We start from the raw sequence: 25,358 nt of genomic DNA, 5'->3' as shown, positions 1-25,358 counted from the left end.
AACCTCTGCTTTTAAATTTTATTTATATAGCAAGCAAGCTCTTTTGTACGCTTATTTGCTCTTTGTAAAGGCTTCATTGATCTGCTGTGCGGTTTCAATGAGTGCCGTTAAACCACCATTTGCACGATACCAGCTCCAAGAGTCCAAATAAATAATTTGGTTTTGTTTGCTCGCTGTTGTGCGGTGAACAAGCTCATTGTTGAGCAATTGTGCTGCGGATTGTCCTTCCCGTCCAATGGCTGCATCGCGATCAATCACTAACAACCAATCAGGATTGGTTTCAAGAATGAATTCAGGAGAAATGAGTTGTCCATGTTTTTGCACGGTAAGTTTATCGGTTGCAGGGGCAATTCCAAAAGCGGAGTGAAAAATATCGAAACGTGATTTTGGTCCGAAAGCACTGATTTTTCCACCAGAAGTCATGAGTATGAGCCCAGTGCCTTTTCCTTGGGTATTTTTACGGACTTCAGCAAAAGCTTCATTGAGTTTTGCAATTTCCTGTTCTGCTTCTTGTGTTTTGCCAAAAATTTTTCCAAGGATAGACACATTTCGTTTAATATCTTCAAGAGAATTTTCGTTTTCTACTGTTAGATCAATTGTTGGAGCTATTTTGGATAAATCTTTATATTTTGCTTGAGTTCTGGAGGAAATAATAATCAAATCGGGTTGAAGAGTGGCAATTTTTTCATAATCTGGTTCAAAAACGGTTCCAATTCTTTCATATTTTGCATCATCAAATTGTTGCAGATAGGAAGGTTTTTTTCCTTCAGGAAGGCCGATAACGGCTTTGATACCAAGGCGATTCATATTATCTAGCGAAGCAAGATCAAACACAACAACCTTTTGCGGAGAAGCGGGAACAGAAGTCGTGCCTGAAACATGATCAATCGTTACATTTGTCTGGGTACTGGTATTTGCAATACTCGTATGAGTCCACAAAACCGTTGCAAAGCTGATGGCAACCAGTAAAACAGAAGTCATCCATTTCATATATTTTATCATCGTGATTTTATCCTTTTATCTGATATTACAAGGGGTTGTGCAATTAAAAACCTTAACTTAGGTATCTTTATGCACAAAATGAAGCGTAAATAAATAACACTATGTTGTAAAGTTGACTTACATATGTTACAAATCGTTCACTTACCTCATTTTCACTTAATTCTAGTGTTTTTGCAACATTATTTAGAAAGTTTGACATATGATCAATGTATTTAAAAAGCGTACACGTTTGTACGCACTAACAACAAGTGCTTTCTTCTTTTTACAAGGTGTAGATGCTTCTATGGGGCAAGCTTGGTGGTCAACTGGATTGTCATATCTGACAGGTTGGGGAAGTTCATCAAAATCTTCTGCACCTAAAGCTGCACCTAAAGTAGCAGAAGCCCCCCCATCTCCCGCACCTGAAGTAGCAAAAGTACCTTCAGCTCCTTTACCACAAGTTGCTAAATCAGATAAGGGCAGTGGCGGTAGTTCTCCTAATGTTGGCGCTGGTGGCGCTGGCGTCCCTAGGGCTGGCGCTAATGGCAATGGCGGTGCTGGCGTCCCTAATGCTGGCGATGGCGGCGGTGGTGCTGGTGGACTTGGCGGCGGTGGCGGTGGCGGTGTCCCTGGCGGCGGTGGCGGTGGTGGTGTCCCTGGCGGCGGTGGTGCTGGTGGACTTGGTGCTGGTGGACTTGGTGCTGGTGGACTTGGTGCTGGTGGACTTGGTGCTGGTGGACTTGGTGCTGGTGGACTTGGTGGCGTTGGCGGTGTCCCTGGTGCTGCTCCTGTTGCAGGTCCATGTTTTGATGGGAGTTTCATGACCCTTAAATCTGTGCTTTGTTCTGATATGAGGTATCATCAGCTAAAGAGAAGTACTATTGGTGTATTGAGGTTTGGCGATAACGCTATGCATGCAACAGGAGCGATTACTCGGAAAGAGGTGTATAAAGCGGGTGAGAAAGAAGTCTTGTTTTCGTATCGAGGTACAACTGTTGAGTTAGATACTGTGTCTATTAGGGGGATAGCTGTTCCAGAAGATCATATAATTTTAAATCCTAGTAACATCGCTGATCCTAATGATTTAGAAAATAGGCCTGATGATTACAATAGCTATCTTGATATGAAAGTGGGGGCAGGAATATTAGCAACACTTGGTTCAAGAGTTAAGCTAGAAAATTCAAATATTAAGAACTTTATATTTGGGGTTGATGCTCAAAGCGATGCAAGGGTTCATATGAAGGGTGGAGGGATCTATTATACTGGGATAGGAGCTTCTTCTGATCATGATTCGTTTATTTTTCTAAATGGAGTGGATTTTTATGGTGTTAAGGCTGGTTTGAAAAGTGAGGGCCGGTCTGGAATAATGATGCAGTCTGGGTCAATTAATCTTGATACAGATGGTTTGGGAGTTCTAGCTGGGTATAAAGGGATTGTAAGACTAGATGGAGTTCGTATTAACAGTCGAAAGGGGATAAGCGGGCGAAAGAGTGCTGATTCTGGAAGTGATTCAAATGTTATTTTCCTGTCAGATGGAGGTCTTATTTCTGTTGAAAAAGGAAGAGTTGAGGGCTCTGATGCAATTGCTCTTTGGGTGACTGATGGTCCTCTTGAGTTTGTAACCAATTCGATAGATGATCGTGGTTTTAGTGGTGGTCTTTTGGCAACTCGTTTTCATATTGTTGATAAGGATGATAATAATGGCGATTCTCTTTATACAAAGGATGAAATGCTTGAGCTGAATGGACTCTACTATACTTATCACGCTACGGAGAATGCTCTTGTTACTCCTGTCTCTACTTTGAAGAAGACTGTGCCTGATCAGAATTCTTTGCAATATATATTAAGTCTAACGGGTGAGGAGAGTAAAAGTCAGTTTAAGATTAAAGCTGATATTCAAAATTCCACTATTCAAATAGCGGGAAAAGATTCTTATGGCATATATTTTAGTACGATAAGCGAAGAAGATGATGATGATGAAGAAGAATCATCTGAAAAAGGAACTATAATAAAGAAAGACAATAGTCGTACAGCGAAGATGGTTTCTTTAGCAGGAACTACTCTTAAAATTCCAGAAGGTATAGCTATTTATGGTGATGATTTAAATGGTGCTGTTATTTTAGGAAAGGATACCGTTCTTTCGGGTGATCTATTTTTACAAGGTAACTCTTCTTCTAATCTATTCGTGCACGCTCATGAAGCTTCGATTATAGGTGCAGCTCGTGTTAATGAGAATGCAAATGCTGCGCTTTATTTGTCTCGTTCAGGATTGTATTTAACAAAAAGTACTCATCATCAACCATTGGAGAAAGATGGACATCGTATAGATTCAAATCTTTCGGCGGTATATCTTAGAAATAGTAGTATTGTATTTTTGCCTCCCAAAAATGCAAATGAAGGTTATCAAACACTGCAAATTGGACGTAGAGAAAGTTCGCCTCTAGGTAGCGGTTTGTATGCTGAAGAAGATGCTAGGCTTTATGTCAATGTGAATTTTGTTTCTGGTAATTCAGGTAACGTTAAGCTTATGTCTGATAAGCTTTTGGTTTATGGCATTGTTACTGGAAAAACGAAGGTGTATGTAAATGATAATTCTGTCATCACCACTTTAAATGAAAAACTAAAAAATGGAGAGCAAATTCAGCGTCAAGGTGTGCAAAATCAAGGTGCACAGGAGGTAAATACAAAAAAACCTGCCGCTCTTCCAATTATTTACGTTTATGGAGAAGCACGAAAAGATTCTTTTGAACTTGCTAATGGATATGTCACATTGCAGGGATCTCCTTATCAATATGTTCTTAGGGCGTCTGGTCCAATACAATATAGTTCTTCTGGTTCAATACGATTTTCCAGTAGTGACAGGGAACCTGTAAATATGCCTGATACAGTGTGGACTTTCAGCTTAGCAAGTAAAGTAGAAGGTGGTGAGAGGCAGCAGAATATAGCTGTTAGTATAGCTCATGGACCTCGTAATATTAAACAGCCTGTTGTTCTTGATTTGTCGTCATCTGAAGTTGAAGGCACTGTATCTGGGGTCAATGGTTCTTCAGAATTAGATTCTTCATTAGGACTTGATCAAGTTACTGCTTCTGCTTTGCCTAGAAATCCCGGGCTGCTTGGGAGATCTGACGTAGAAGAGTCTGATGTGGATTTAGATGATGCATCTGATGAAAATCTTGTTCCAACTTTTGAAGTTTCAGAACATACTCCATCTGCTTCATCAAGTGTTTTGCCAACTGAGGAAACTATTGATGGAAGTGTAGATACTTCTCTTATTGCTTCTCCTAATAGAACGGATAGTCAGAATGAAGTAGAAGATGCTACAGTGGCCCATAGTGATACTGATACAGTTGATGTGAATGATGTAGCTGAAGGTGGTACTCCATCACCAGAAACAGATGATAGATTAACAGATGGAAATAGTGAAACTTTAAGTATTTCTCTTCTTGATAACTCAAGTGCGGAATCTGATGATGTAGGGTATGATATAGTGGACGAAGGAGGTAATATTACAGAGGGTAATAGTACAAAGGTTGAATTAATTCCGTCTCAGACTGTTATATCTTCTGCGCCTCAATCTTCTACGCTGAGGAGTTCTGTACTTGGAAGGTCTGACACAGGCGCTTCTGATGTGGAATTAGGTCCTTTGACTGGAACTTCTTCAGTTTCTGAAACTGAAAAACGGATTTCATCTTCTGCTTCTCAACCTTCTGCTCCTCAATCTTCTTCGTTGGGAAATGTCGAGACTGAAGTGCCTGCTGCTTCTAGAAAAACTAAAAAGCCTAAGCTTTCTTCTACCCTAATTAATTCTATTAAATCTAAGCAAAGGAAGCCTGACTCTAAGGGGACGGATGGTAAACCTGTGGCGCGTGTTCTACTTTATAATAAAGGAGCCGACACACTTAGATCTGAATCGCAAGAGCCTGTGGTTGTGTATACTGTATCAGCCAATGGTATAAAGCAGGAGGGTGTTTCTTCTACGTGTGATGCTATACAGAATAATGGTGGGAAGGCGTTGCAAACTCCTTATTCATGTAGTGATGGTCAATCTCGGACAATAACCAACCTTATATTGAAGGCAAGTGATAAAACTCAGCATCCTATTCATGTAAAAAATCAGAATACGGTTATTAAGTTAGAGGGAGCCAGAATTAGTGGTGCGGATTTTTCTGATAGCAAAAATAATGTTGATTTTAATAAAATATATGCCGTGAGTGCTGTGCTTGCAGAAGAGGGGGCAGAAGTTGTTTTGAATAATAAATCAACAATTACCTCTTCTGTGATTGGGCTTGAAGCGCAAAGTGGCGGAAAGATTAAGATGAACAATGGAACAGTTAATGCTTATTATGTGGGCGCTTTCGCAGATTCTGGGGCATCTATTGATTTGAAGGATACGAAAATTAACGTGACGGGGGATTTGGCTGTGGCTGGTTTGGCGAGTCAGGCTGGTGAGGTAACTATGGACTCTGGAACGATTATGCTGACAAATGGAGTGGCTGTTCGCTCAGAAGCTGGGGGAAGCATTAAGTTAAACAAAGTTAACATTACTGCGAAAAAAGGACAGGGTAAGTTAGATTCCGCAGATAGCTTTGGGAGTGCAGCTTTTCTGTTGAGTGATAATGGTTCTGTTGATTTCAAAAATGGGAGTGTTGTGACTGATGCTCATGCTTTGTGGGTTATAAAGGGTGATGATGTGGTTGAAACGGGGACTTCTAGGAAAAGGAGATCTTCTGAGGCTCGTCCTACTGTGAATCGCGCAAATATTGAGTCTTCTATTGTTAAAGTAGAAGGTGATGAAACCTATGGTATATATTTTGATGGAGTAACACAGAAAGAAGAGAGTCAACAAAATCGAAGTAAGGATTTAGCAACTGAGAAAGCAATTGTTGCTAAGCGGAGCGCTGTATCCAAACAGGAGAAAACACCTATAGGCATAACAGGGACAGTTTCGTTGAAAAAAACTGGTTTTGAAGTTGCAAAGGGTATAGCGATCTATGGTAATAATTCTGGTGGTCATGTTTCATTAGAAAATAAGACAACTCTTGCTGGTGACTTCTTGTTGAAGGCTGAGAATGATTCAAATATATCGGTTTCGGTTGATAGCTCTATTGTTACAGGCGATGTTCGCGTTGATAAAAGTTCTTATGCAAAATTAGATTTAATTAATCAATCAGAGTGGATTCTAAAAAGAAGTGCACAGAGGAATTTGGGTACTCCAGATTTAGGATGTGTGGATTCATGCGTTTCTTCTGTAAGTCTTGTAAATAGTACTATTGATTTTGCATCTTCGGAATCTGAAGGAAAATATCAGACTCTCCATATTGGAAATGGGAAAGGAACAGTTTATGCGGCACAGGGTAATGCTGCAATTCATCTCAATGCACGTTTAAATCCTCATGATCCGAGTAATCAGCAAGTCACTGATCGGCTTGTAATTCATGGTGATGTTTCTGGAAAAACAAAAATACATGTACGAGGTGATGCGGGCAATGTAGGAGATGGTAAAGCGAATGCCAAGATTGCTCATACTGTTTCAATTATTCAGGTCTATGGTCAAGCAAAGAAAGACTCTTTCCAACTCGATGGCAATTATGTTGCACTGAGAAACTCACCTTACAAATATACTCTTCGTGCTTATGGTCCAGAAGCGACTTCGAAACAGGAGCATGTTCAGCAGAAATTTGTTAAGGATGGTGGAGAATTTTGGAACTTCCGTCTAGAAAATCAGTATGTTAAGTCTGTTGGATCTGCTGCCCTTCCTGAACAATTTGTAAGGTCTGTTGTTCCACAGGTTCCAACTTATCTTGTCTTGCCTAATAGCGTATTCCACGCTGGTTTGATGGATATTAGCAATCAAAATAAGCAATTGGAGACGTTGCGGATGACTTCTACAGGAATGGTAGAGGTTCGTGAAAATCCCGCTTTATACTTGCGCGGCTATGGTGGAAGTTACCGTTATGCTTCAGATCTTTCCGCACTTGAATATGGTTATGACGGCGATCTTAGTTATAATGGTGTAGAGGCAGGTGTTCTGCTGCAAACTATTGAAAATGCTGACAGTGCTATATCCTTTGGCGTTATGGGAACTTATGGAAAACTTTCTCTGCAGCCTTTGAATGTTGAGCAAAGCCAGAAGAGTGCATTTGATAAATGGACTGCTACGGTATATGGTAGCATGCAGCATAATGCTGGCTTCTATGTCGACGGTCTTTTATCCTATGGTCTGTTCAAAGGTGATGTTCTTACCCTTGCACGGGGTAAAACAGCAACATTAAAAGGTAATCCTTTGAGTGTTTCTTTAGCTGGTGGTCAGACAATTGCGACAGGATATAAGGGTTTTGTCTTTGATCCGCAGGTTCAGGTTGTGTATCAACATCTCCAGTTTAATAAAGCTCGTGATATTGACAATTTTGATATTGAAATGGGTAACCTTAATCAGTGGGTAGCACGTGTTGGTGGACGCTTAACCAAGATTCCTACAGGTTCTGAAGGCGTGAATGCTATTGCTTTCTATGGTAAGCTTTATCTTGCTCATGGTTTTGAAGGACAACAGTCTGTGAATTTCAATGATGCTTTCAAGTTAGGAGCTTTTGGTTCTTCTCTAGAGGCTGGATTAGGTTTTAATGCCAAATTGTTGCCACAGTTCTCTCTGCATGCTGATATTCTCTATCAACATAAGCTTAATAAGGCTGGTTTTTCGGGAACAAGTTTTTCCGGAGGAGTACGTTATCAGTTTTAATATAAGGTACACTATGTACCTTATTAGAAAAGGCAGCACATTGTGCTGCCTTTTCTCTTTATAACAACTTGTGTTGTTCTTAAAAAATCTCGTCTTCTTTATTAAGCAAAAAAGACATAGTTTGTTTTATGCATGAGAGCACTTTTCTCCGCTAAAGCGAATTTTCTTAAAATTTATGCTGCTACTGATGCGATAGAGTGCTTCGCTTTTATCGGCTTTTTAAGCGTTCAGCAGACCGGTATGCGTTACGTTATCCTTTTTGGTACTGTATTGATATTATCTAATATAATATTTGATGTTTTCTAAAGCTCGTTTTTGAGCGTTTGTTTTCTACTGATTTAAGTCATTGTTTCATTCATCTCCTTGTGGATTAATTTTTAAAGTTCACAAGGTTTGATTGTGTTTTTAATTAATTGCACGCACTGGTTTTATTTTTTCTTTACACGAAATACAGAATGCATTATACACTCATAAAGTGTGTTTTGTAACTATTCTCTTATAGGTGGTTTTGGCGTAGAGCTTTTGCCAAATTTATTGGGATAATTCATTGCACAGTTCAGATGAGCATGAGGCATGTTCTTTTGTTACACTTTTCGTATTTTTGAGGTGTGCAATGGGGTGTTTTGTAAGTGCTTTTGTTTTTAATGAGAGGGGAAGGAAAGTTTCGAGGGAACTATGATTAAAGTTTTTAGAAATCATGTATGTTTATGTGCTTGTACAACCGCTATCCTCTCTTTGCTTCAAAATGGAAGAGAAGTGTATGCCGCTACAGAGGAGGTCGGTAAACCTTATGTTATAACTGTTACTCCGATTAACGGTATTAGTGTTACTTCTGGTCCTCATCTTAGTGGGAGTAATGCGTATAAGCCTCCCCTTAGTGGAGAGAGTGGGCAGAATTATTATCCTCCTAATATGATTCCTGTTGGCAATAACGATGAGGGTATTCGTGGGGGAAGTGATTATCGTGGGTTGAGTGGAATGGAGGGATCGAATAATGGTCATATAGATAACTCTGTTAAAGATGCAGGCTTTGATGAAAGAGGTATAAAGCGTGGGTTTTATTACTATAATGGGTTGTATTATATATGCGATAATTGCGGGGAGTCTAAAGGGAAGCCTAAAATTGATAATAAATCTTATAAGATTACGAATGAGAACGCTTCCAATTATCCTGAAAATCCTACTGCTATAACGGTGAAAGGAATAGGTACAGAAGTTCGCGGAGAGGATGTAACGGTTAGTAGTCAAGTTGCTGATAAAACTTTTCTAATGGGGGTACATGTATTAGAGAACGGTAAGATTGTTTTGAAAGATCCGATTATCAAAAATACAGTTATAGCCCTTCGTGCGAGTGATGGCGTGATTGAGGTAAAAAATGGAAAGATTAAGGCAAGTCATGAGGGTGTTGATGCAACAGAGAAATCGTTTGTTCTTTTAGAAGATACAGAAATTAAGACAGCTAATGGGAATGCAAGTCTTTTAAGTTATGATCATTCAGAAATTTGGATGTCAGGTGGATCAGTTGATTTTATGAACAGCCATGGGATTTCTTCGATGTTAGGTGGAAAAGTAAATCTCGAGAATGTTAAAATTACTGGGAAGGGTGATAAAGGTAAGGATCGTGCGGTTGTGCATATGGATTTAGGGGGGGCTGTTAATTTAGAGGGTACTATTGTTAGTACTGGTGGGGGTATCCATGGCATATTATTAGAAAATATAGTCAATTCTATTCCTCGTCAGGAAGTTAAAGATTTATCAAATGAGGATTCTGATTCAAAGATTCCTGTGACTGAAGTTAATATGAAATCCTCTTCTGTTACCGTAAATGGTAAGGGATCTTATGGTATCTATTTTCGGGGAGAGAAGCCATGGAGTGAAGGTGGGGATAAAAAAGAAGAAATTTCATCAGAGGAAGAAAAAGTTCCACCACGATTAGAAGTTGTTAATTTGGATAAAACAGAGTTTTCTGTTTTAGACGATGCGGCTCTTTATGGTAAAAACATGATTTCTGGTGCGGTGGGGTTGGTACACAGCACTCTTCGTTCAGGGAATTTTTTATTAAAAGCTGAGGAAGGTGCTTCTATAACAGTTTTGGCGGATGCTTCTACTCTTGAGGGTCGCACACACGTTGATAAAAATTCTAATGCTGAGCTTTATTTGGGAGGTCATTCTCAATGGATTTTACAACAACCGTTGCAAAAAGATCAACACGAGGCTGCACATGATTCTTCTATTTCACTCGTGAGTCTTATGGATGAGAGCTCTATTAATTTTAAAAGACACGAATCTTCTTCTGTTGATGATTATCAAACCCTTCGTGTGGGAAAGGGAAAGGGTGAAGTTTATAAAGCACAGGGCGGTGCCTCTATTTCTCTTAATACATATCTGAATAGTGGTGGTGCTCTTATTAATCAAAAGACTGATCGTGTTTTAATTCATGGTGATGTTTCGGGAAAAACAAAGCTCCAAGTGCATGGAGTTGCAGGAAGTCCAGGAGGATATACGGGAAAGGGGGGGAATGCTGAAGGTATTTCAATCATTCAGGTTTCTGGAGAAGCAAAGCAAGATTCTTTTCAGTTGGAAGGTGGTTATGTAGCATTAGATAAATTACCTTATCAGTATAAGCTTTATAGTTATGGTCCAGAATCTGAGTTTGGAAAAGCAAGTATGGATCAGAGATTAGTTGAAGGGAACGGAGAATTTTGGGATTTTCGCCTTGAAAGTAGATCGATAGATTCTGATGTTAAACCTAAACCAGATCCTGACCCAATTCCAGGTCCAGTCCCTTCTCCAGAACCAGCTCCGGAGCCTCATCCTCGTCCTAAGCCGGGCGTTAAGGCTGTTGTTCCGCAGGTTCCGACTTATCTCCTTTTGCCTAATGCCTTACGTCATATTGGTTTGATGAATGTTAACAATCAAAATAAGCGATTAGAAGCTTTGCGAATTGCTTCTGGGGGCTTATTAGAAAGTCGTGAAAATCCTTTCTTTTTTGTGAGCGGTTATGGCGGCAATCATCGTTATACTTCAAATCTTTCTGCGCTTGAATATGGTTATGGCGGCGAGTTTGATTATAATGCACTAGAGGCTGGTGTTTTGCTGAAAGCAATCGAAAATACGTATGGTTCCACTTCTTTTGGAATTATCGGGGCTTACGAGAGATTTTCTTTGCAACCTTTGAATGTTGAGCAGAGTCAAAAAAGTACATTTGATAAATGGTCAGTTACAGCATATGGTGGTATGCAGCATGATACGGGTTTTTATGTTGATGGTCTTGTGTCTTATGGGTTTTTTAAGGGTGATGTTCTAACAACCGCACGGGGCAAGACGGCAACATTAAAGGGAAATCCTTTAAGTGCTTCATTGACTGCTGGTAAAACATTTATGGTAGGAGAGGACGGTTTTGTTTTTGATCCTCAAGTTCAGGTTGTTTATCAATATCTTCAATTTAATAAGGTGCGTGATGTGGACGGCTTTGATATTGATTTAGGAAAGCTTCATCAATGGATAGGGCGTGTTGGGGGGCGTTTAACAAAGAGGCTGGTTGCTACTGATGAGGCTCAAGTTATTTCTTTCTATGGCAAGCTTCATCTTGCTCATGGTTTTGAAGGAAAACAATTTGTGCATTTTAAAGATGCTTTTCAGCTAGGTGCTTTTGGTTCTTCATTAGAAACTGGGTTAGGTTTTAATGCCCAATTGTCTCAAAAATTTGCGCTTTACGGCGATTTGGTTTATCAGCACAAACTAACGAAAGCTGGTTTTTCTGGAACGAGTTTTTCAGGTGGATTGCGTTATCATTTCTAGTGTTGTTCCTGTTTTTGATTAATCTTTCAAAAAGCCACAAGTTGTACTTGTGGCTTTTCTCATTCTCTATTCATCTTGTGTTATAGCATTTTTACGAGAGTGTGACTTTGCATATCTTTAATATGCTTTTAGGTTGGACTTCTTTCATTTTTTTGAAAAGTCTGAAGAGTTTGTACGTTATTGTTTCAAAATGCGTATTTCAGAGTGATTATTATATTATTTATAATATTTTGATTTATAAAGATATTTTTTAATTTAGGGCGCTGAAATATTTTCAATGCTCTTATGATGAATCCATAAAAAGCATTCCTTTGTCTATTATATGTAAGATTGGCAAGTGGATAATCATTTAAGAAAGGGTCAATATAATTTTGGGAATTATGTTAAGAGGAGAGGATTTACAATATTAGAAATTGGCAAAGACAAAAATGCTACTCAGGCGCAATGAGGGCTGTATCCGATGAACTTTATATTATATCCGCTGTCGTTGTGAAATGGGGATGGAAATAATGAGATATATCTGAGAAAATTGGTGAATGAGAAACACAATGATATATTGTTTTGGAAAATATGTTTTCTTCAAAGGAATTCGATAAATAACAGGATGAAGTCATGTGTCATCTTCATTTTTTAAAAGTACGGCTCTGAATGCTTTCGACTGTTGTAAAGTTGAATTAAAAGGAGATAGTAAAATCGGAACTGATTTTTACATGTTCTTACCCTTTAATTAGGCTATCTTGCCATGAATATTGCCTAAAAATGCATATGTAAACTCTTGTTTCTCAATTTTGGCATATGTTTTGTCTGCTTACAAAGTACATATTGTTTCAATATAAGATCTATCGTGAGGATGTTGATTATGTCAGCTCTGGGGGGTGATTAGACAGCAGTTAAGTAGGTGTTTTTAATGCATGTTAACTGATTAAGGGTGTTTTTGAATAACAACTTTAAAGGTGATTTTTCTGTCGTTTTTCAGTTATATTTTGCAAATTATTTGTAAAAGCAACAGATTTAGATTGTATTTTCGAGTAATTTTTTAATTTCATATTTACATAAAACACAAAAAATATTAATAATCCTCTTGTTTTTAAATCAAAATGTATTAAATCTTTCTAATTAAGTTTTTTATACGTTATGTATTGCTCTGTAGTGGGTCGTAATTGTGGTGTAATTATGGTAAATCTATTTAAAAAACGTTTCTCCTTATGTACTTTTACAACAGCATTTCTTTTTTTTGCACACAATGTTGATGTGCATGCAATTTATTTTGAAAATGTCGTTTGTTCTGAAAATGTTATACCTTTTCGGTGCGCTGATGGTAAGAGATATGTCATTCATGATAAAACTTATCAGAAAACTGAGGAAAATAAAGCTAAAGAAGTGGCCATAGAAGTATCTGGAAAAGATACATTGGTGGATGGGCAAAATATATTTATTACTGATATTTCGGATAAAAATACTGATTTGAAAAAAAACTTTTGGAAGTATGGTATAAAGGCGGATAATTATGGAAATGTTGAGATAGGAAGTGGAGGAATTCATTTGTCTCGTGGTATTGGGGTTCATACAGGAGAATGGGGAAAAGTTGGATTATGGGGCGTTTATATTATCGATAATGGTATTCAGGAGATAGATTTAGACAATCATGAACAAGGCTCAGCTTTTCAGATGACCCAAGAAGGTGGTTCTATTTATTACGGGGCAAGTAACGTTAAGGTTGCTAATGCCCACGGTATATCATTGCTGGGAAAAGAAGGTTGGGTTGATATTGTACATTCTAACGTTTCCGTAAATAGTGATGTGTCTTATGGCATACGCTTTGTGGAAGGCGAAAAAGCTGGAAAAAAGCACACAGAAAGCGCTTCTGTAAAAAAGGATTCCTATACTTTTTTCGGGGAGAAAGATTTATTTGGAAGTTTGCCAAAGACGAATTTACCTATGCGAGGGGAGGTGTATTTGAGAAAGACTTCTTTTAAAGTTCCATATAGTACAGCTATTTATAGCAACAAATCCGGTGGTCGTATTAGACTTTTAGAAAAATCTGAAATTTCTGGAGATTTATTGTTGAAGGCTGAAGGGGGCGCTTTAGTAAAGATTTCAGCTAATGATTCTGTGCTTGTCGGGGGAGTGCATATTGATGAAAGCTCTTCTGCTGAATTTCGGTTAACAGGTGGTTCTAAATGGACTTTATCGCTGTCAAAATCAGGAAATGAAAAATTACGCAACTTTGGTTCTATAGGTGATTCATTGGTTTCATTGATGCAGCTTATTGATAGTTCTATTGTTTTTGAAAAAAACACAGACAATACAATGAGTGATTATCAAACACTTCGTATTGGAAAAGGAGAAGGTGTTGTTTATCAAGCGCGGGGTGATGCGCATATTTACTTTAATACATATTTAAATAAGGGGGGAGCGATTAGAAATCAGAAAACTGATAGGCTTTTAATTTATGGTGATATTGAAGGAAAAACAATAATACATATGCAAAGCGTTTCAGGAAGTCCAGGAGGGAAAACGGGGAGTGGTGGAAATAACCAGGGTATTTCTATTATTCAGGTTTCTGGAAAAGCAGAGGAGGAATCTTTTCAGTTAGATGGTGATTATGTTGCATTGGAGGGCTTGCCTTATCAGTATAAGCTCTATGCTTATGGTCCAGGATCCCATTTAGGAAAAGCGGATTCTGTTCAAAGGCTTGTTGAAGGTAAGGGAGATTTTTGGGATTTTCGCCTAGAAAGCCGGAATGTTCAGTCATTTACTGATTATAGGCATATTTCTATGGTTTCTGAGCGTACACTTCCTGCACGTGCGTCTTCTGGTGATGTTGTTCCGGCGTCTTTTGCGGATAGTCTTTCTAAGATTGAAAATGTTTTCCCATCTGGACGAGGTGTGAGATCTGTTGTTCCTCAGGTACCAACTTATCTGCTTTTGCCAAATAGTTTATTCCATGCTGGTTTAATGGATATCAGCAATCAAAACAAGCAGTTGGAGATAGTACGGACTCATCCTAGTGGAATGTTGGAAATTCGTGAAAATTCTGCTTCATTTTTGCGTGGCTATGGTGGAAGTTATCGTTATGTCTCAGATTTATCTGCGCTTAAATATGGTTATGGGGGAGATCTAGGGTACTATGCGCTAGAGACAGGTGTTTTGCTACAAAAAATTGAAAATGTTGACAGTGCTATATCCTTTGGGGTTATGGGGTCTTATGGAAAGCTTTCTCTACAGCCTCGAGATGTTGCACAAAGCCAAAAAAGTACATTTGATAAATGGACTGCTACAGTCTATGGCAGTATGCAGCATGATGCAGGATTCTATGTTGATGGTCTTTTATCCTATGGTCTGTTTAAGGGAGATGTTCTGACAACTGCACGGGGTAAGACTGCAACATTGAAGGGTAACCCTTTAAGTGTTTCCTTGATGAGTGGTCAGAAAATTACCACAGGATATGAAGGTGTTGTTTTTGATCCACAGGTTCAGGTTGTTTATCAACATCTTCAATTTAATGAGGCCCGCGATATTGATAATTTTAATATTGAGATGGATAAACTTGATCAATTGATGGTGCGTGTGGGTGGTCGTTTGATGAAGACTCTGACTGCGTCTGAAAAAGATCGTGATGTTTCTTTCTATGGAAAGATTCATTTTGCCCATGATTTTGGCAAAGAAAGAGCTGTGCGCTTTAAAGATTCTTTCCAATTAGGGGCTTTTGGTTCTTCTCTAGAGGCTGGATTAGGTCTTAATGCTCGCTTGTCTCAAAAATTTGCGCTTCATGGTGATTTGGTTTATCAGCATAAGTTGAGCAAAGGTGGTTTTTCTGGAATCAGTTTTTCTGGTGGATTGCGCTATCGTTTTTAGGTGATCATCTTGGGGTAAGTTGTTTAAAAAGCCACAAGCATAGCTTGTGGCTTTTTATTATTTGTTTGCAACTTTTTAAATAAGCTTTTTAAAAAAATGTTTTTTTTGCATGAGCGAGTTTGTTCCTTTTTAGAAACAAGATAAGGCTTTCTGGTTTGCAGTTTTCGCTTTTTATGCTGTTTTTCTTCTTTGAGTGTATTTTTATTAAATTCTCTTGAAACCATCGCTTTGGGGTAGAATTTTTATTTCTATTTATATTTTTACGCGTATTTATAAATAATACAATTTTAAATTGTGATATTTTGAGATTCTGGCTTTACATAAAACATGTGGTCGATATATAAAATACAAAACGTATTTTAAATTATTACGCGTAACCAAAGTTATTAAACAGAACGCGTTTTTTTTGTTTTTAGGGAAGGGGAAGAAAGTTTGTAGAAAATTATGTTTAAAAATCATCTCTCTTTATGTAATTTTACAACGGTTATTTTTTTCTTTGTATACAATACTAATGCAGGTGAGACTTCTTCTGAGAAGAAGCAATATTCATGTAACGAAAGTGCTTCATTTTATCGCTGTAATGATGGTAAAACGCATGAAATTTCCAAGAAAACTTATCAACTTACGGGTGAAAGTTCTGATGCTGCCATAGAGGCATCAGGGAAAGATACAGTCATTGAGGGAGAGGCTATAATCATTAACGGTGTTTCGAATGCACATGGACATTCAGAAACAAACGCTTGGACAACAGCTGTAAAGTCCTCAAATGGGGGAGGCGTTGCTCTATTTGATTCCATGTTAAATAACGTGTCGATAGGGGGCGATGTTAATGAGGAGGGGGCTTTTGAGATGCAGGATGGGGTGATTAAAGCAACCAGAATGGGGATCAGTGTTGCGGGTAAAGGGTCGTTTGTTTCTTTGACCAAGACAGAGATTAAGACATCTTCTGATGCGATAGGTCTTTTGAGTCATAATGGTGCAAAAATTTATATGAAAGAAGGAAAAATTGATTTTACCAGTGGTATTGGTGTCCAAACAGGAGGAGATGGAGAAATTAATTTAGATGGTGTTTCTATTACGGGGAGGGGAAAACAGGGGACAAATACAGGTAATCATCGCGAAGCTTCTGCTTTTAGTATGCTGCAGGGGAAAGGCTCTCTTAATTTCCAGAAGGGAAACGTTAATGTCATTAGAGCGCATGGTATTGCCTTGGAGGGGAATGATAATAATACTGCTCATATCAAATATTCCAATGTTTTTGTGAGAGGGAATGCATTTAATGGCATGCGCTTTTTTTGGGAAGCTGTCTTAAATGATAAAAAAACAATTATGCCTGGAAAAGGGACTGTCTATTTGACAAAGACAACCGTTATGGCTCCAGAAAGTACGGCTATTTACAGCCGCCAATTCGAAAGTTTTGTTAAACTCTCACAACATTCAACAGTTTCTGGTGATTCACTCCTGAAAGCTGTTGAGCATTCCAATGTAAAGATTGAGGCTGATGCTTCTACCCTTGTAGGAGGCGCACATGTTGATGGAAGTTCTACGGCTAAGATAGAGTTAAAAAATGGTTCAAAATGGATTTTATCGCGACCAAAATATGACAAATTGCAAAATTCTGATGCGTCTGGTTCTAATTTAGGGGACTATTCCTTCATTTCATCGGTCAATCTTATGGGTAGTTCTCTTATTTTTAAAGAACTAAAATCCAAAACGACTGATGGTTATCAGACACTTCTTATCGGAAAAGGATCGGGGACTGTTTACCGTGCACAAGGCGATGCGCTTCTTTATCTTAATGCATATTTGGATAAAGGGGGAGCTCTGCAAGAGCAAAAAACTGACCGGCTTTTAATCAATGGTGATCTTGAAGGAAAGACGACAGTCCATGTGTATAGTGTTCCTGGAAGCTCAGGGGCATTGACGGGAGATGGTGGTAATAATCAGGGGATTTCCATTATTCAGGTTTATGGACAAGCTGCTGAAGATTCTTTTCAGTTAAAGGGGGGGTATGTCACACTTGAAGCCTCCCCCTATCAGTATCATCTTAAGAGTTATGGTCCAGACTCTACTTTAGGGGCAGCAGATTCAAATCAAAGAGTGCTTAAAAACTCTGGAACATTTTGGGATTTCCGCCTCGAAAGTCAATTTGTTGATTCTTCCTCTCTTGATCCCACTAAAGTTTTTCCCGTTCTTGATTTGGTTGTCCCTCCTTCTTCTGATGATATTCCTTCTTTTCCTAAAATTCATCCTAATATTACTGGAGGAGAGGATGGTTCTATTGATTCTAACTCTAGGCAAAAACCTCAGGAGCCAAGTCTTTCTTCTCCTGTAGATTCTCCTGATCGGGATTTCCATCTTACGACCACACCTAATGTATCTGATGTTTTTGTGCTTGAGATCCCCCATCCTCCTTCCTCTCTTGCACCTGTTATTCCCGCTATTGCTGAATCTAATCCAGTTGCACCACCTGCATCTGGTTCACTTGTTCCGCCGCATGTTTCACCCACCCCTTCTGTTGTTACTCCAGTTGCATCTGGTTCACTTGTTCCGCCGCATGTTTCACCCACCCCTTCTGTTGTTACTCCAGTTGCATCGGTTTCACCTGTTCCGCCGCATGTTTCACCCACTCCTTCTGTTGTTACTCCAGTTGCATCTGGTTCACTTGTTCCGCCGCATGTTTCACCCTCTCCTTCTGTTGTTGCACCACCTGCGTCTAGTTTTTCTGTTCCGGCATCTGTTTTTGAGCCTTCTTCTCATTTTGAGCCAAATGTGAGAGTCGTTGTTCCCCAGGTTCTGACTTATATTCTTGTGCCAAATACCTTATTTTATGCTGGATTGATGGATATCAGTAATCAAAACAAGCAGTTGCAATCGCTGCGAACTGTTTCTGGTCGGTTATTGAAAAATGATGGAAATCCCGCTTTGTTTTTACGCGGTTACGGTGGACATCATCGTTATACTTCAAATTTATCTGTACTTAAATATGGTGATTATGGCGGTGAGCTTGATTATAATGCACTAGAGGCAAATATTTTACTCAAGAAAATCGAAAGTGCATACAGTACGACATCTTTTGGGATTATGGGGAATTATGGCAAGCTTTCTTTGCAGCCTCGAAAGGTTAAACAAAGTCAAGAAAGTATATTTGATAAATGGACAATCACGGCATATGGAAGCATGCAGCATGATACGGGTCTTTATATGGATGGTCTCTTTTCTTATGGTTTGTTTAATGGAAATGTTCTCACACTTGAGCGAGGTAAAACAGCTACATTGAGAGGTAAGCCCCTAAGTGTTTCCTTAACTGCTGGTAAAACGTTTATGATCGGCAGCCGATATTTTATTTTTGAACCACAAGTTCAGTTTGTTTATCAAAATCTCCAGTTTCATAAGACTCGTGATATTGATAATTTTAATATTGATATGCGAAGCCCAGATCATTGGGGGATGCGTATTGGTGGGTATTTAACGAAGACACTTACATTTACTAAAGATGCACATGTTCTTTCATTCTATGGTAAGCTTCATTTCATTCGTAGTTTTGATGATAAACAATTTGTATATTTTAAAGATGCCTTCCAGCTTGGTTCCTTTGGGTCTTCTTTAGAAGCTGGATTTGGTGTTTTTTCGCAATTATCTCCAAAAATTATTTTTCATAGCGACCTGATTTATCAGCATAAATTTACGAATGCCGGATTTTCTGGAACGCATTTTTCTGGTGGATTAAGCTATCACTTTTAATTGTATTTTCCTTTAATATATCCTTTGTGGAAAATATAAGTATAAAGCATGGTTTTATAGTGTTATTTTCTGATTTTTGACTTTATGTATAATACAAAACAAATTATTATGACGGCACATAATAAGAATAATAAGTAGATGAACCAGAGGTGTCTTTTCGATTTTTTATGAAGATAAAATAAAGAAAGTTTAGACTAAATTATGATTAAAGTATTAAAACGCCATGTGTGTGTTTTCTTACGACCTCTATTTTTTCTTCGCGCACAATATAGATGTGAGTGCAGAAGGTTATAAACCCTCATGTAATTCTCTTTTTAAATCGTATTCGTGTGATACAGTTGGTGCTGCTTGTACTTTTGGAAGTCGTAATAAGTTATATATGAGTGGATTGGATAGGAAGGACTACAGGTGTTATTTTTACAATACAATCTCATAACATAGTTATTAAGCCGGAAAAAAGTAAAGGGGAAAAGGCGTTTCAGGAATTGGTGGAATTTTAGAATTAAATAGATCTGAGAAGATTACATCAGCAGTGGTTGTGTCAAAAGACAATAAAACTTCTTTTAAAAAGAGTTCTATTATAGGAAATAGCGAAAAGAAAAGTGGTAGAAATGCCAAGTTATCTCAATCTGTGTTTGGTGTGAAGCAGAGCGGTTTTTTTCTTTGATGAAGGTAAGATTCAGGTTTCTGATGTTCATGACATAGCGATTGAAAGTGCAAAACCGGTTTTTAAGGAAAGGTCATTTGAGTTTCGAGATAGTTCTATGTCTTTGGTTTCTTTTGAAAACTCAGAGATCATTCTTCAGGGACAAAGGGTTCATAGTTTGCATTTTAGAGGAAGTACTTCGCAACACGAATATCAAGAGGGAGTGCTTCTTACAAGTTTAGGCGAAGTTCGATTTAAAAAAACTGCTCTTTATGTTCCCAATGGTACGGCTATTTATAGTAACGATGCTAGGAGGTATCCTTATATTACGATATTAGAGGGGTTCGCGTATTTTTTGCTGATCGGTTATTAGATGTCAAAAATAATTCATTTATCGTTCTTGATGCCTATGCGTCTTTTCTTGCAGGAAGGGCACATGTTGAGAAAGGTTTTTATGATAGTGTTGAGTTGTTCAATCAATCTCTATGGACTGTAAGAGCAAATAAAAATGCGCTTGAAAATAATCATAAAAAAGCTCCATATTGTGTAGGTTCATCTGTTTTCTTTGTAAGGCTTATTGATAGTTTTATTTTCTTTCAGAAACCAAGAAATGATTTTTATCAGACACTTCGTGTTAGGAGATTGGATGATGATTATGGTTTAGATCATGCTTACGTTGTAGGAGAGGACGCACGCTTATATGTTAATGCATATCTTACTGCAAATGGTAAAAGCAAGGGAATAAAAGCTGATAAACTTCTTATCTATGGTGATGTTTATGGAAAAAGTAAGGTGCATATTGTCGATGTTACAGTGGCTTCAAAAAAAATAAAGAACCAGAGCAAAGGTAAGCAAAAAGACGATAAAAAAGACAGCCTCAGTGTTTCAATTGTTCAGGTTTATGGAAAGGCTGCGGATGATTCCTTTAAATTAACAACAGATTATGTTGCTCTAAGAGGAGCGCCTTATCGATATAGTGTTCGTGCTTATGGTCCCAATTTTTCTCATAGACAGGTAAAGGTGGGGATGGATCCGTTAAAGAGAAAAATATTGAGTATAATGGAGATTTTTGGGATTTCCGACTTGAAGCTGAATATGTTCAGAAACTTTCTCATCTGCATCATATGCGGTTGGAAAATGATGTGTCTCATTCTTTAAGTACTCATACTCATCATAATAATGTTTTAGCTGATCATGATGCTTCTGTTCTTTACCCTGAAGAGGGCGTTAAAGCTGTTGTCCCACAAGTTTCAGCATATCTATCGATGCCTCATGCTTGTTTCAGGTTGGTTTGATGGATATGAACAATCACAATAAACAGCTGGAAACATTGCGTATTGCTGCTGGGACTTTGGGAGAAAAAGGTAAAAAATCCTGCTCTTTTTGCGCGAGGTTACGGTGGAAGTTATCGTTATGTTTCTGATCTGTCTGCGCTTGAATATGGTTATGGTAGAAATTTGAATTATAACGCTATAGAGGCAAGTGTTTTGCTCAATGCGATTGAGGATACACATCACACTTTAAGCTTTGGAATAATGGGGAATGATGGAAAAAATTCTCTACAACCTCAAGATGTTGAAGAAAACAAAAAAGTACATTTGATAAATGGTCTATTACACATATGGCAGCATGCAGTATGATACAGGCTTTTATATCGAGGGTCTTTTTTCCTATGGTTTATTTAAAGGGAATGTTCTCACGCAAGCAAGAGGCAAGACAACAACATTGAAGGGAACACCTTTGAGTGCTTTATTGATTGCGGGTAAGTCATTTATGACAGGACATAAAGGGGTTATTTTGATACCGCAGGTTTAGGTTGTTTATCAAAATGTGCGGTTTGATCAGGCGTTTGATATTGAAATAGAAAAACTTGATTTGTGGGTGATGCGTGTTGGCGGGTCTTTAAGAAAGACGCTTGCTGCTTCTGAAGAGGCTCTTGTTGTTTCTTTCAATGGCAAGTTTCATCTTGCCATGAGTTTTGGAGGAAAACAACGTGTACAGTTTGGAGATGAATTCCAATTAGGGGGTTTTGGTTCTTCTCTAGAAGCTGGAATGGGGGGTAATGCTCAGTTATCTTCAAATTTTTTATTGCACGGAGATTTAACCTATCAGCATCGTCTTAGTAAAACTGGTTTTTCAGAGATGATTTTTCATGCGGTTTACACTACGCTTTTATGTATATTCTGAAATATATAATAACATTTACATAAATATATAGTATTTTATGAATTGCAAAGCAAGTATTTATTTGTTATACTTAAAACTATTCATATGTTTAACTTAACATTATTTCAGATCTCATTCACTTTTAAATAAAGCGGGGGAGAAGGATTTGCAAAAGAGTTATGGTTAATATATTTAAAAATTATAGGTTGACTTTTACAACAGTTGCTTTTTCTTTTTTTTGGGTTGTAAATATTAATGCTGGCTTTCATGCTTTTGCAGCTCCCTGTGATGAAACAGGGAGCTTTTATACGTGCAGTGATGGTAAAAAACATACACTTGAAAATAAAACTTATAATTTAAAAAGTTCTCAAGAACATGCTCCTGATTCTGCTCCTATTAAGGCTATATATGTAGAAAAAGCAGGTACAGTTGTTGATGCATCTCAGATAAATGTTTATGGCGATGATTCAGGTCAAATATTGACATATGGTGCATATGCAAAATATGGTGCGCGTCTTAATCTAAAAAATTCAAATTTTAAGAATGTACGTGCTCTTCATGCTGAAAATGCGGTCATTAGCATGACAGATGGGTCAATTACGGAAACTTCTCACGCTATGTATGCATTGGGTGAAGAAGCGGATATTGCTTTAGTGCGTGTAAAGATTGAGATTGAGCCAGACAACCTGCAAGATATCGGGTTTGTGAGTAGACTTGGTGCAAAGATTAGGATGTCAGGCAGTACTGTTACATTTAATGGGAAAGGTAGATTTTCATCATTTTATGGGGGAGGGTATAATTTCGATAGTACTATCATTAAGGGTAAAGGAAAACAAAAAACTACTATCGTCGATGAGGAAGGTTTTGATAAAATACCAGAAGCTTTCGATGTCTCTCAAGGAAGTAATGTTCAGTTGAGTAATAGTTCTATTGAACTGAGTGATATGCATGGTTTTTTGGTGAAAAATTCTTCGGTTGATGTGAATGATAAAGAAAAGTTGTTGTGGAAAGCATTTAGTTCATCGGATGAATTTAAGAAGACAAATATTAAGATTAACAAATCCAATGTTTCTGTGCAGGGTAAAGGAGTACATGGTCTGTATTTTTATGGATTAGAACCAGAGGAAGGGTTTAGAATAGCTGATTCAACTAATGAAATGTTGTTACAAGGCAGAAATATCATTATAGGAAAGGCATTTGTTCAGTTATCAAAGACAAACTTTACAGTTCCAGAAGGTATCGCCATTTATAGCACTGGGACTGATGGTTTTGGGGCTAAAGCTACCCTTGAACTGTTGGACGATACAAAAATCTCTGGTGACTTATTAATAAAAACTGAAAAAGATTCTTCTCTTCTTGTTCAAGCATATTCTTCAACCCTTATAGGGGGAGTGCGCATTGAAGATAGGTCTCGCGTAGATTTACAGTTAAAAAATGGTTCAACATGGTATCTTACTAAAAGTAAATATCAAGGTTTAGAAGAAAAGGATGTTACGGTTTCATCGCTTTCTACTTTGAGTCTCCTTGATAGTACGCTTGTTTTTGAGAAATATGTCTCTCAAGATTATCAAACATTGCATATTGGAAAGAAAATATACAATAAAGAAGATGTTTATGCATTAGATGATATTGGTAAAACAGCGGGTGTGGATGACGTATACAATAAAGTATACAGTGCGGAAGGTAATTCTCGGATTAAGATGAGCACATTTATGAATAATGATGGTTCATTTGATCCTCAAAAAACTGATCGCGTTTTAATCTATGGTGATGTTTTGGGAACCACGCTCATTGGAATGGAAAAATTTCAAAAAGCTTCAGATACAAACGTGATTGACGGAAGTCATCAAAGTGTTTCGATTATTCAGGTTTTTGGAAAAGCAAAGGAAGATACTTTTAAGCTTTTGAATGATTATGTTGCGATAAATGGATTTCCTTATCAATATAAACTTCGTGCTTATGGTCCTGGTTCTTCTTCTGGAGAAGCAAGTCCCGAAAATAGATTGGTTGAAGGGGAAGGAGATTTTTGGGATTTTCGTCTCGAAAGTGTTTACATTAATCCTGAATTAGATCCTTCTGAATCTATTTCAGTTCCGTCTATTAAGCCTACGTCCACAGTTTTACCACCTAAATCTGAAGAAGAAACTATACCTTCTGAACGGCCATCAGAGACTATTGCGCCTGAACAACCTCCTTCTGTTAAGCCACCGCTTATACCATCTACACCTTCTTTGCCTGAAACATCTGAGCCGTCTGAAACATTTATTCCTACGGATTCTACTCTCACTCCTTCTGCCCCTGTTTCGCCTGTACTTCCCTCTGTCCCCTCTGTTCCAGAGGACGCTTCTTCCGTGCAACCTATGCCTGCATCGCTTGTTCCAGTTGAAACTTCTACTGATGAGGTTTTGCCATCTAAGCCCTCTGTTTTAGAGGATATTTCATCTACGGATTCTGTTCCCACTCCTTCTGCGCCTGTTGAACCTAGAGTTCCTTTTGTACCAACTGTTCCAGAGTCTCCTTCTACTGATGAGGTTCTGCCATCTGAGCCCTCTATTCCGGTATCTCCTTCATCTCCAGATTTTGTTCCCACTCCTTCTGTGCCTGTTGAACCTAGAGTTCCTTTTGTACCAACTGTTCCAGAGGCTCCTTCTACTGATGAGGTTCTGCCATCTGAGCCCTCTATTCCAGAGGACCATTCTTTTGTGCAACCTATGCCTGCACCGTTTGTTCCAGTTGAAGATTCTACTGATGAGGTTCGTCCATCTGAGCCCTCTGTTCCGGAGGACACTTCATCTCCAGATTCTGTCCCCACTCCTTCTGCCCCTGTTGAACCTGCACGTCCTTCTGTACCAACTGTTCCGGAGGACCATTCTTTTGTGCAACCTATGCCTGCACCGTTTGTTCCAGTTGAAGATTCTACTGATGAGGTTCGTCCATCTGAGCCCTCTATTCCGGTATCTCCTTCATCTCCAGATTCTGTTTCTCCTCCTTCTGCCCCTGTTGAACCTGTACGTCCTTCTGTACCAACTGTTCCGGAGGATCCTTCTGCTGTGCAACCTATGCCTGCACCGTTTGTTCCAGTTGAAGATTCTACTGATGAGGTTCGTCCATCTGAGCTCTCTGTTCCGGAGGACACTTCATCTCCAGATTCTGTCCCCCCTCCTTCTGCCCCTGTTGAACCTGCACGTCCTTCTGTACCAACTGTTCCGGAGGACCCTTCTGCTGTGCAACCTATGCCTGCACCGTTTGTTCCAGTTGAAGATTCTACTGATGAGGTTCGTCCATCTGAGCTCTCTGTTCCGGAGGACACTTCATCTCCAGATTCTGTCCCCACTCCTTCTACCCCTGTTGAACCTGCACGTCCTTCTGTACCAACTGTTCCGGAGGACCCTTCTGCTGTGCAACCTATGCCTGCACCGTTTG

General features: G+C 38.5%; 12 protein-coding genes. 10 read left to right on the top strand and 2 right to left on the bottom strand.

Annotated elements, in window-relative coordinates; translation table 11 throughout:
• Nucleotides 1–51 precede the first annotated feature (51 nt).
• Nucleotides 52–1,002, bottom strand: a complete 951-nt coding sequence (locus ACFIKN_RS06060; RefSeq protein WP_273791482.1) for a siderophore ABC transporter substrate-binding protein — start codon at nt 1,000–1,002, stop codon at nt 52–54.
• Between the two features lie 199 nt (nt 1,003–1,201).
• Between ACFIKN_RS06060 and ACFIKN_RS06055 the strand changes: the two genes are divergently transcribed.
• The 3 genes from ACFIKN_RS06055 (at nt 1,202) to ACFIKN_RS06045 (ending at nt 15,379) form a co-directional block, all read left to right on the top strand.
• Nucleotides 1,202–7,720, top strand: a complete 6,519-nt coding sequence (locus ACFIKN_RS06055) for an autotransporter outer membrane beta-barrel domain-containing protein (protein WP_375658078.1) — start codon at nt 1,202–1,204, stop codon at nt 7,718–7,720.
• A 675-nt stretch (nt 7,721–8,395) separates the two neighbouring features.
• On the top strand, nt 8,396–11,521 hold the full coding sequence (locus ACFIKN_RS06050; RefSeq protein ID WP_375658077.1) for an autotransporter outer membrane beta-barrel domain-containing protein: 3,126 nt from the start codon (nt 8,396–8,398) through the stop codon (nt 11,519–11,521).
• A gap of 1,173 nt (nt 11,522–12,694) precedes the next feature.
• Nucleotides 12,695–15,379, top strand: coding sequence for an autotransporter outer membrane beta-barrel domain-containing protein (locus ACFIKN_RS06045; protein ID WP_375658076.1), 2,685 nt, complete (start codon nt 12,695–12,697; stop codon nt 15,377–15,379).
• A 23-nt stretch (nt 15,380–15,402) separates the two neighbouring features.
• Here the strand turns inward: ACFIKN_RS06045 and ACFIKN_RS06040 are convergent, their stop codons facing one another.
• Nucleotides 15,403–15,603 carry a hypothetical protein gene (locus ACFIKN_RS06040; RefSeq protein WP_375658075.1) on the bottom strand — a complete coding sequence of 67 codons (201 nt, stop codon included), beginning with the start codon at nt 15,601–15,603 and terminating at the stop codon, nt 15,403–15,405.
• A gap of 220 nt (nt 15,604–15,823) precedes the next feature.
• Here ACFIKN_RS06040 and ACFIKN_RS06035 point away from each other — a divergent pair, with 220 nt between their 5' ends.
• The 7 genes from ACFIKN_RS06035 to ACFIKN_RS06005 all read left to right on the top strand — a co-directional run.
• The gene (locus ACFIKN_RS06035; RefSeq protein WP_375658074.1) at nt 15,824–19,123 is read left to right on the top strand and encodes an autotransporter outer membrane beta-barrel domain-containing protein; all 3,300 of its coding nucleotides are present in this window, start codon (nt 15,824–15,826) and stop codon (nt 19,121–19,123) included.
• Between the two features lie 1,114 nt (nt 19,124–20,237).
• A complete protein-coding gene (locus tag ACFIKN_RS06030) occupies nt 20,238–20,927 on the top strand; it encodes a hypothetical protein (RefSeq protein ID WP_375658073.1) in 690 nt (229 codons plus the stop codon).
• The gene (locus ACFIKN_RS06025) at nt 20,912–21,064 is read left to right on the top strand and encodes a hypothetical protein (protein WP_375643614.1); all 153 of its coding nucleotides are present in this window, start codon (nt 20,912–20,914) and stop codon (nt 21,062–21,064) included. Before ACFIKN_RS06030 ends, ACFIKN_RS06025 begins: the two co-directional genes overlap by 16 nt.
• Nucleotides 21,065–21,106: 42 nt before the next feature.
• A complete protein-coding gene (locus ACFIKN_RS06020) occupies nt 21,107–21,409 on the top strand; it encodes a hypothetical protein (RefSeq protein WP_375658072.1) in 303 nt (100 codons plus the stop codon).
• Nucleotides 21,399–21,584 carry a hypothetical protein gene (locus ACFIKN_RS06015; protein WP_375631529.1) on the top strand — a complete coding sequence of 62 codons (186 nt, stop codon included), beginning with the start codon at nt 21,399–21,401 and terminating at the stop codon, nt 21,582–21,584. The genes ACFIKN_RS06020 and ACFIKN_RS06015 overlap by 11 nt, the downstream gene beginning before the upstream one ends.
• A gap of 15 nt (nt 21,585–21,599) precedes the next feature.
• A complete protein-coding gene (locus ACFIKN_RS06010) occupies nt 21,600–21,956 on the top strand; it encodes a hypothetical protein (protein WP_375658071.1) in 357 nt (118 codons plus the stop codon).
• A gap of 158 nt (nt 21,957–22,114) precedes the next feature.
• Nucleotides 22,115–25,358: autotransporter outer membrane beta-barrel domain-containing protein (locus tag ACFIKN_RS06005; RefSeq protein WP_375658070.1), on the top strand; the 3,244-nt coding region annotated here is incomplete at its 3' end.

Source organism: Bartonella sp. CL436QHHD (genome assembly GCF_042195105.1).
In the GTDB taxonomy this organism is placed as follows: domain Bacteria; phylum Pseudomonadota; class Alphaproteobacteria; order Rhizobiales; family Rhizobiaceae; genus Bartonella.
Note: the sequence above shows the minus strand (reverse complement) of the source record. Positions and strands in the feature narration are given on the sequence as shown.

Bases quoted from the DNA above. Each gene is read 5' to 3' on its own strand.
- ACFIKN_RS06045 (WP_375658076.1), top strand. From the start codon at position 12,695: ATGGTAAATCTATTTAAAAAACGTTTCTCCTTATGTACTTTTACAACA.
- ACFIKN_RS06040 (WP_375658075.1), bottom strand. From the start codon at position 15,603: ATGGTTTCAAGAGAATTTAATAAAAATACACTCAAAGAAGAAAAACAG.
- ACFIKN_RS06035 (WP_375658074.1), top strand. From the start codon at position 15,824: ATGTTTAAAAATCATCTCTCTTTATGTAATTTTACAACGGTTATTTTT.
- ACFIKN_RS06060 (WP_273791482.1), bottom strand. From the start codon at position 1,002: ATGATAAAATATATGAAATGGATGACTTCTGTTTTACTGGTTGCCATC.
- ACFIKN_RS06015 (WP_375631529.1), top strand. From the start codon at position 21,399: ATGCAGTATGATACAGGCTTTTATATCGAGGGTCTTTTTTCCTATGGT.
- ACFIKN_RS06055 (WP_375658078.1), top strand. From the start codon at position 1,202: ATGATCAATGTATTTAAAAAGCGTACACGTTTGTACGCACTAACAACA.
- ACFIKN_RS06050 (WP_375658077.1), top strand. From the start codon at position 8,396: ATGATTAAAGTTTTTAGAAATCATGTATGTTTATGTGCTTGTACAACC.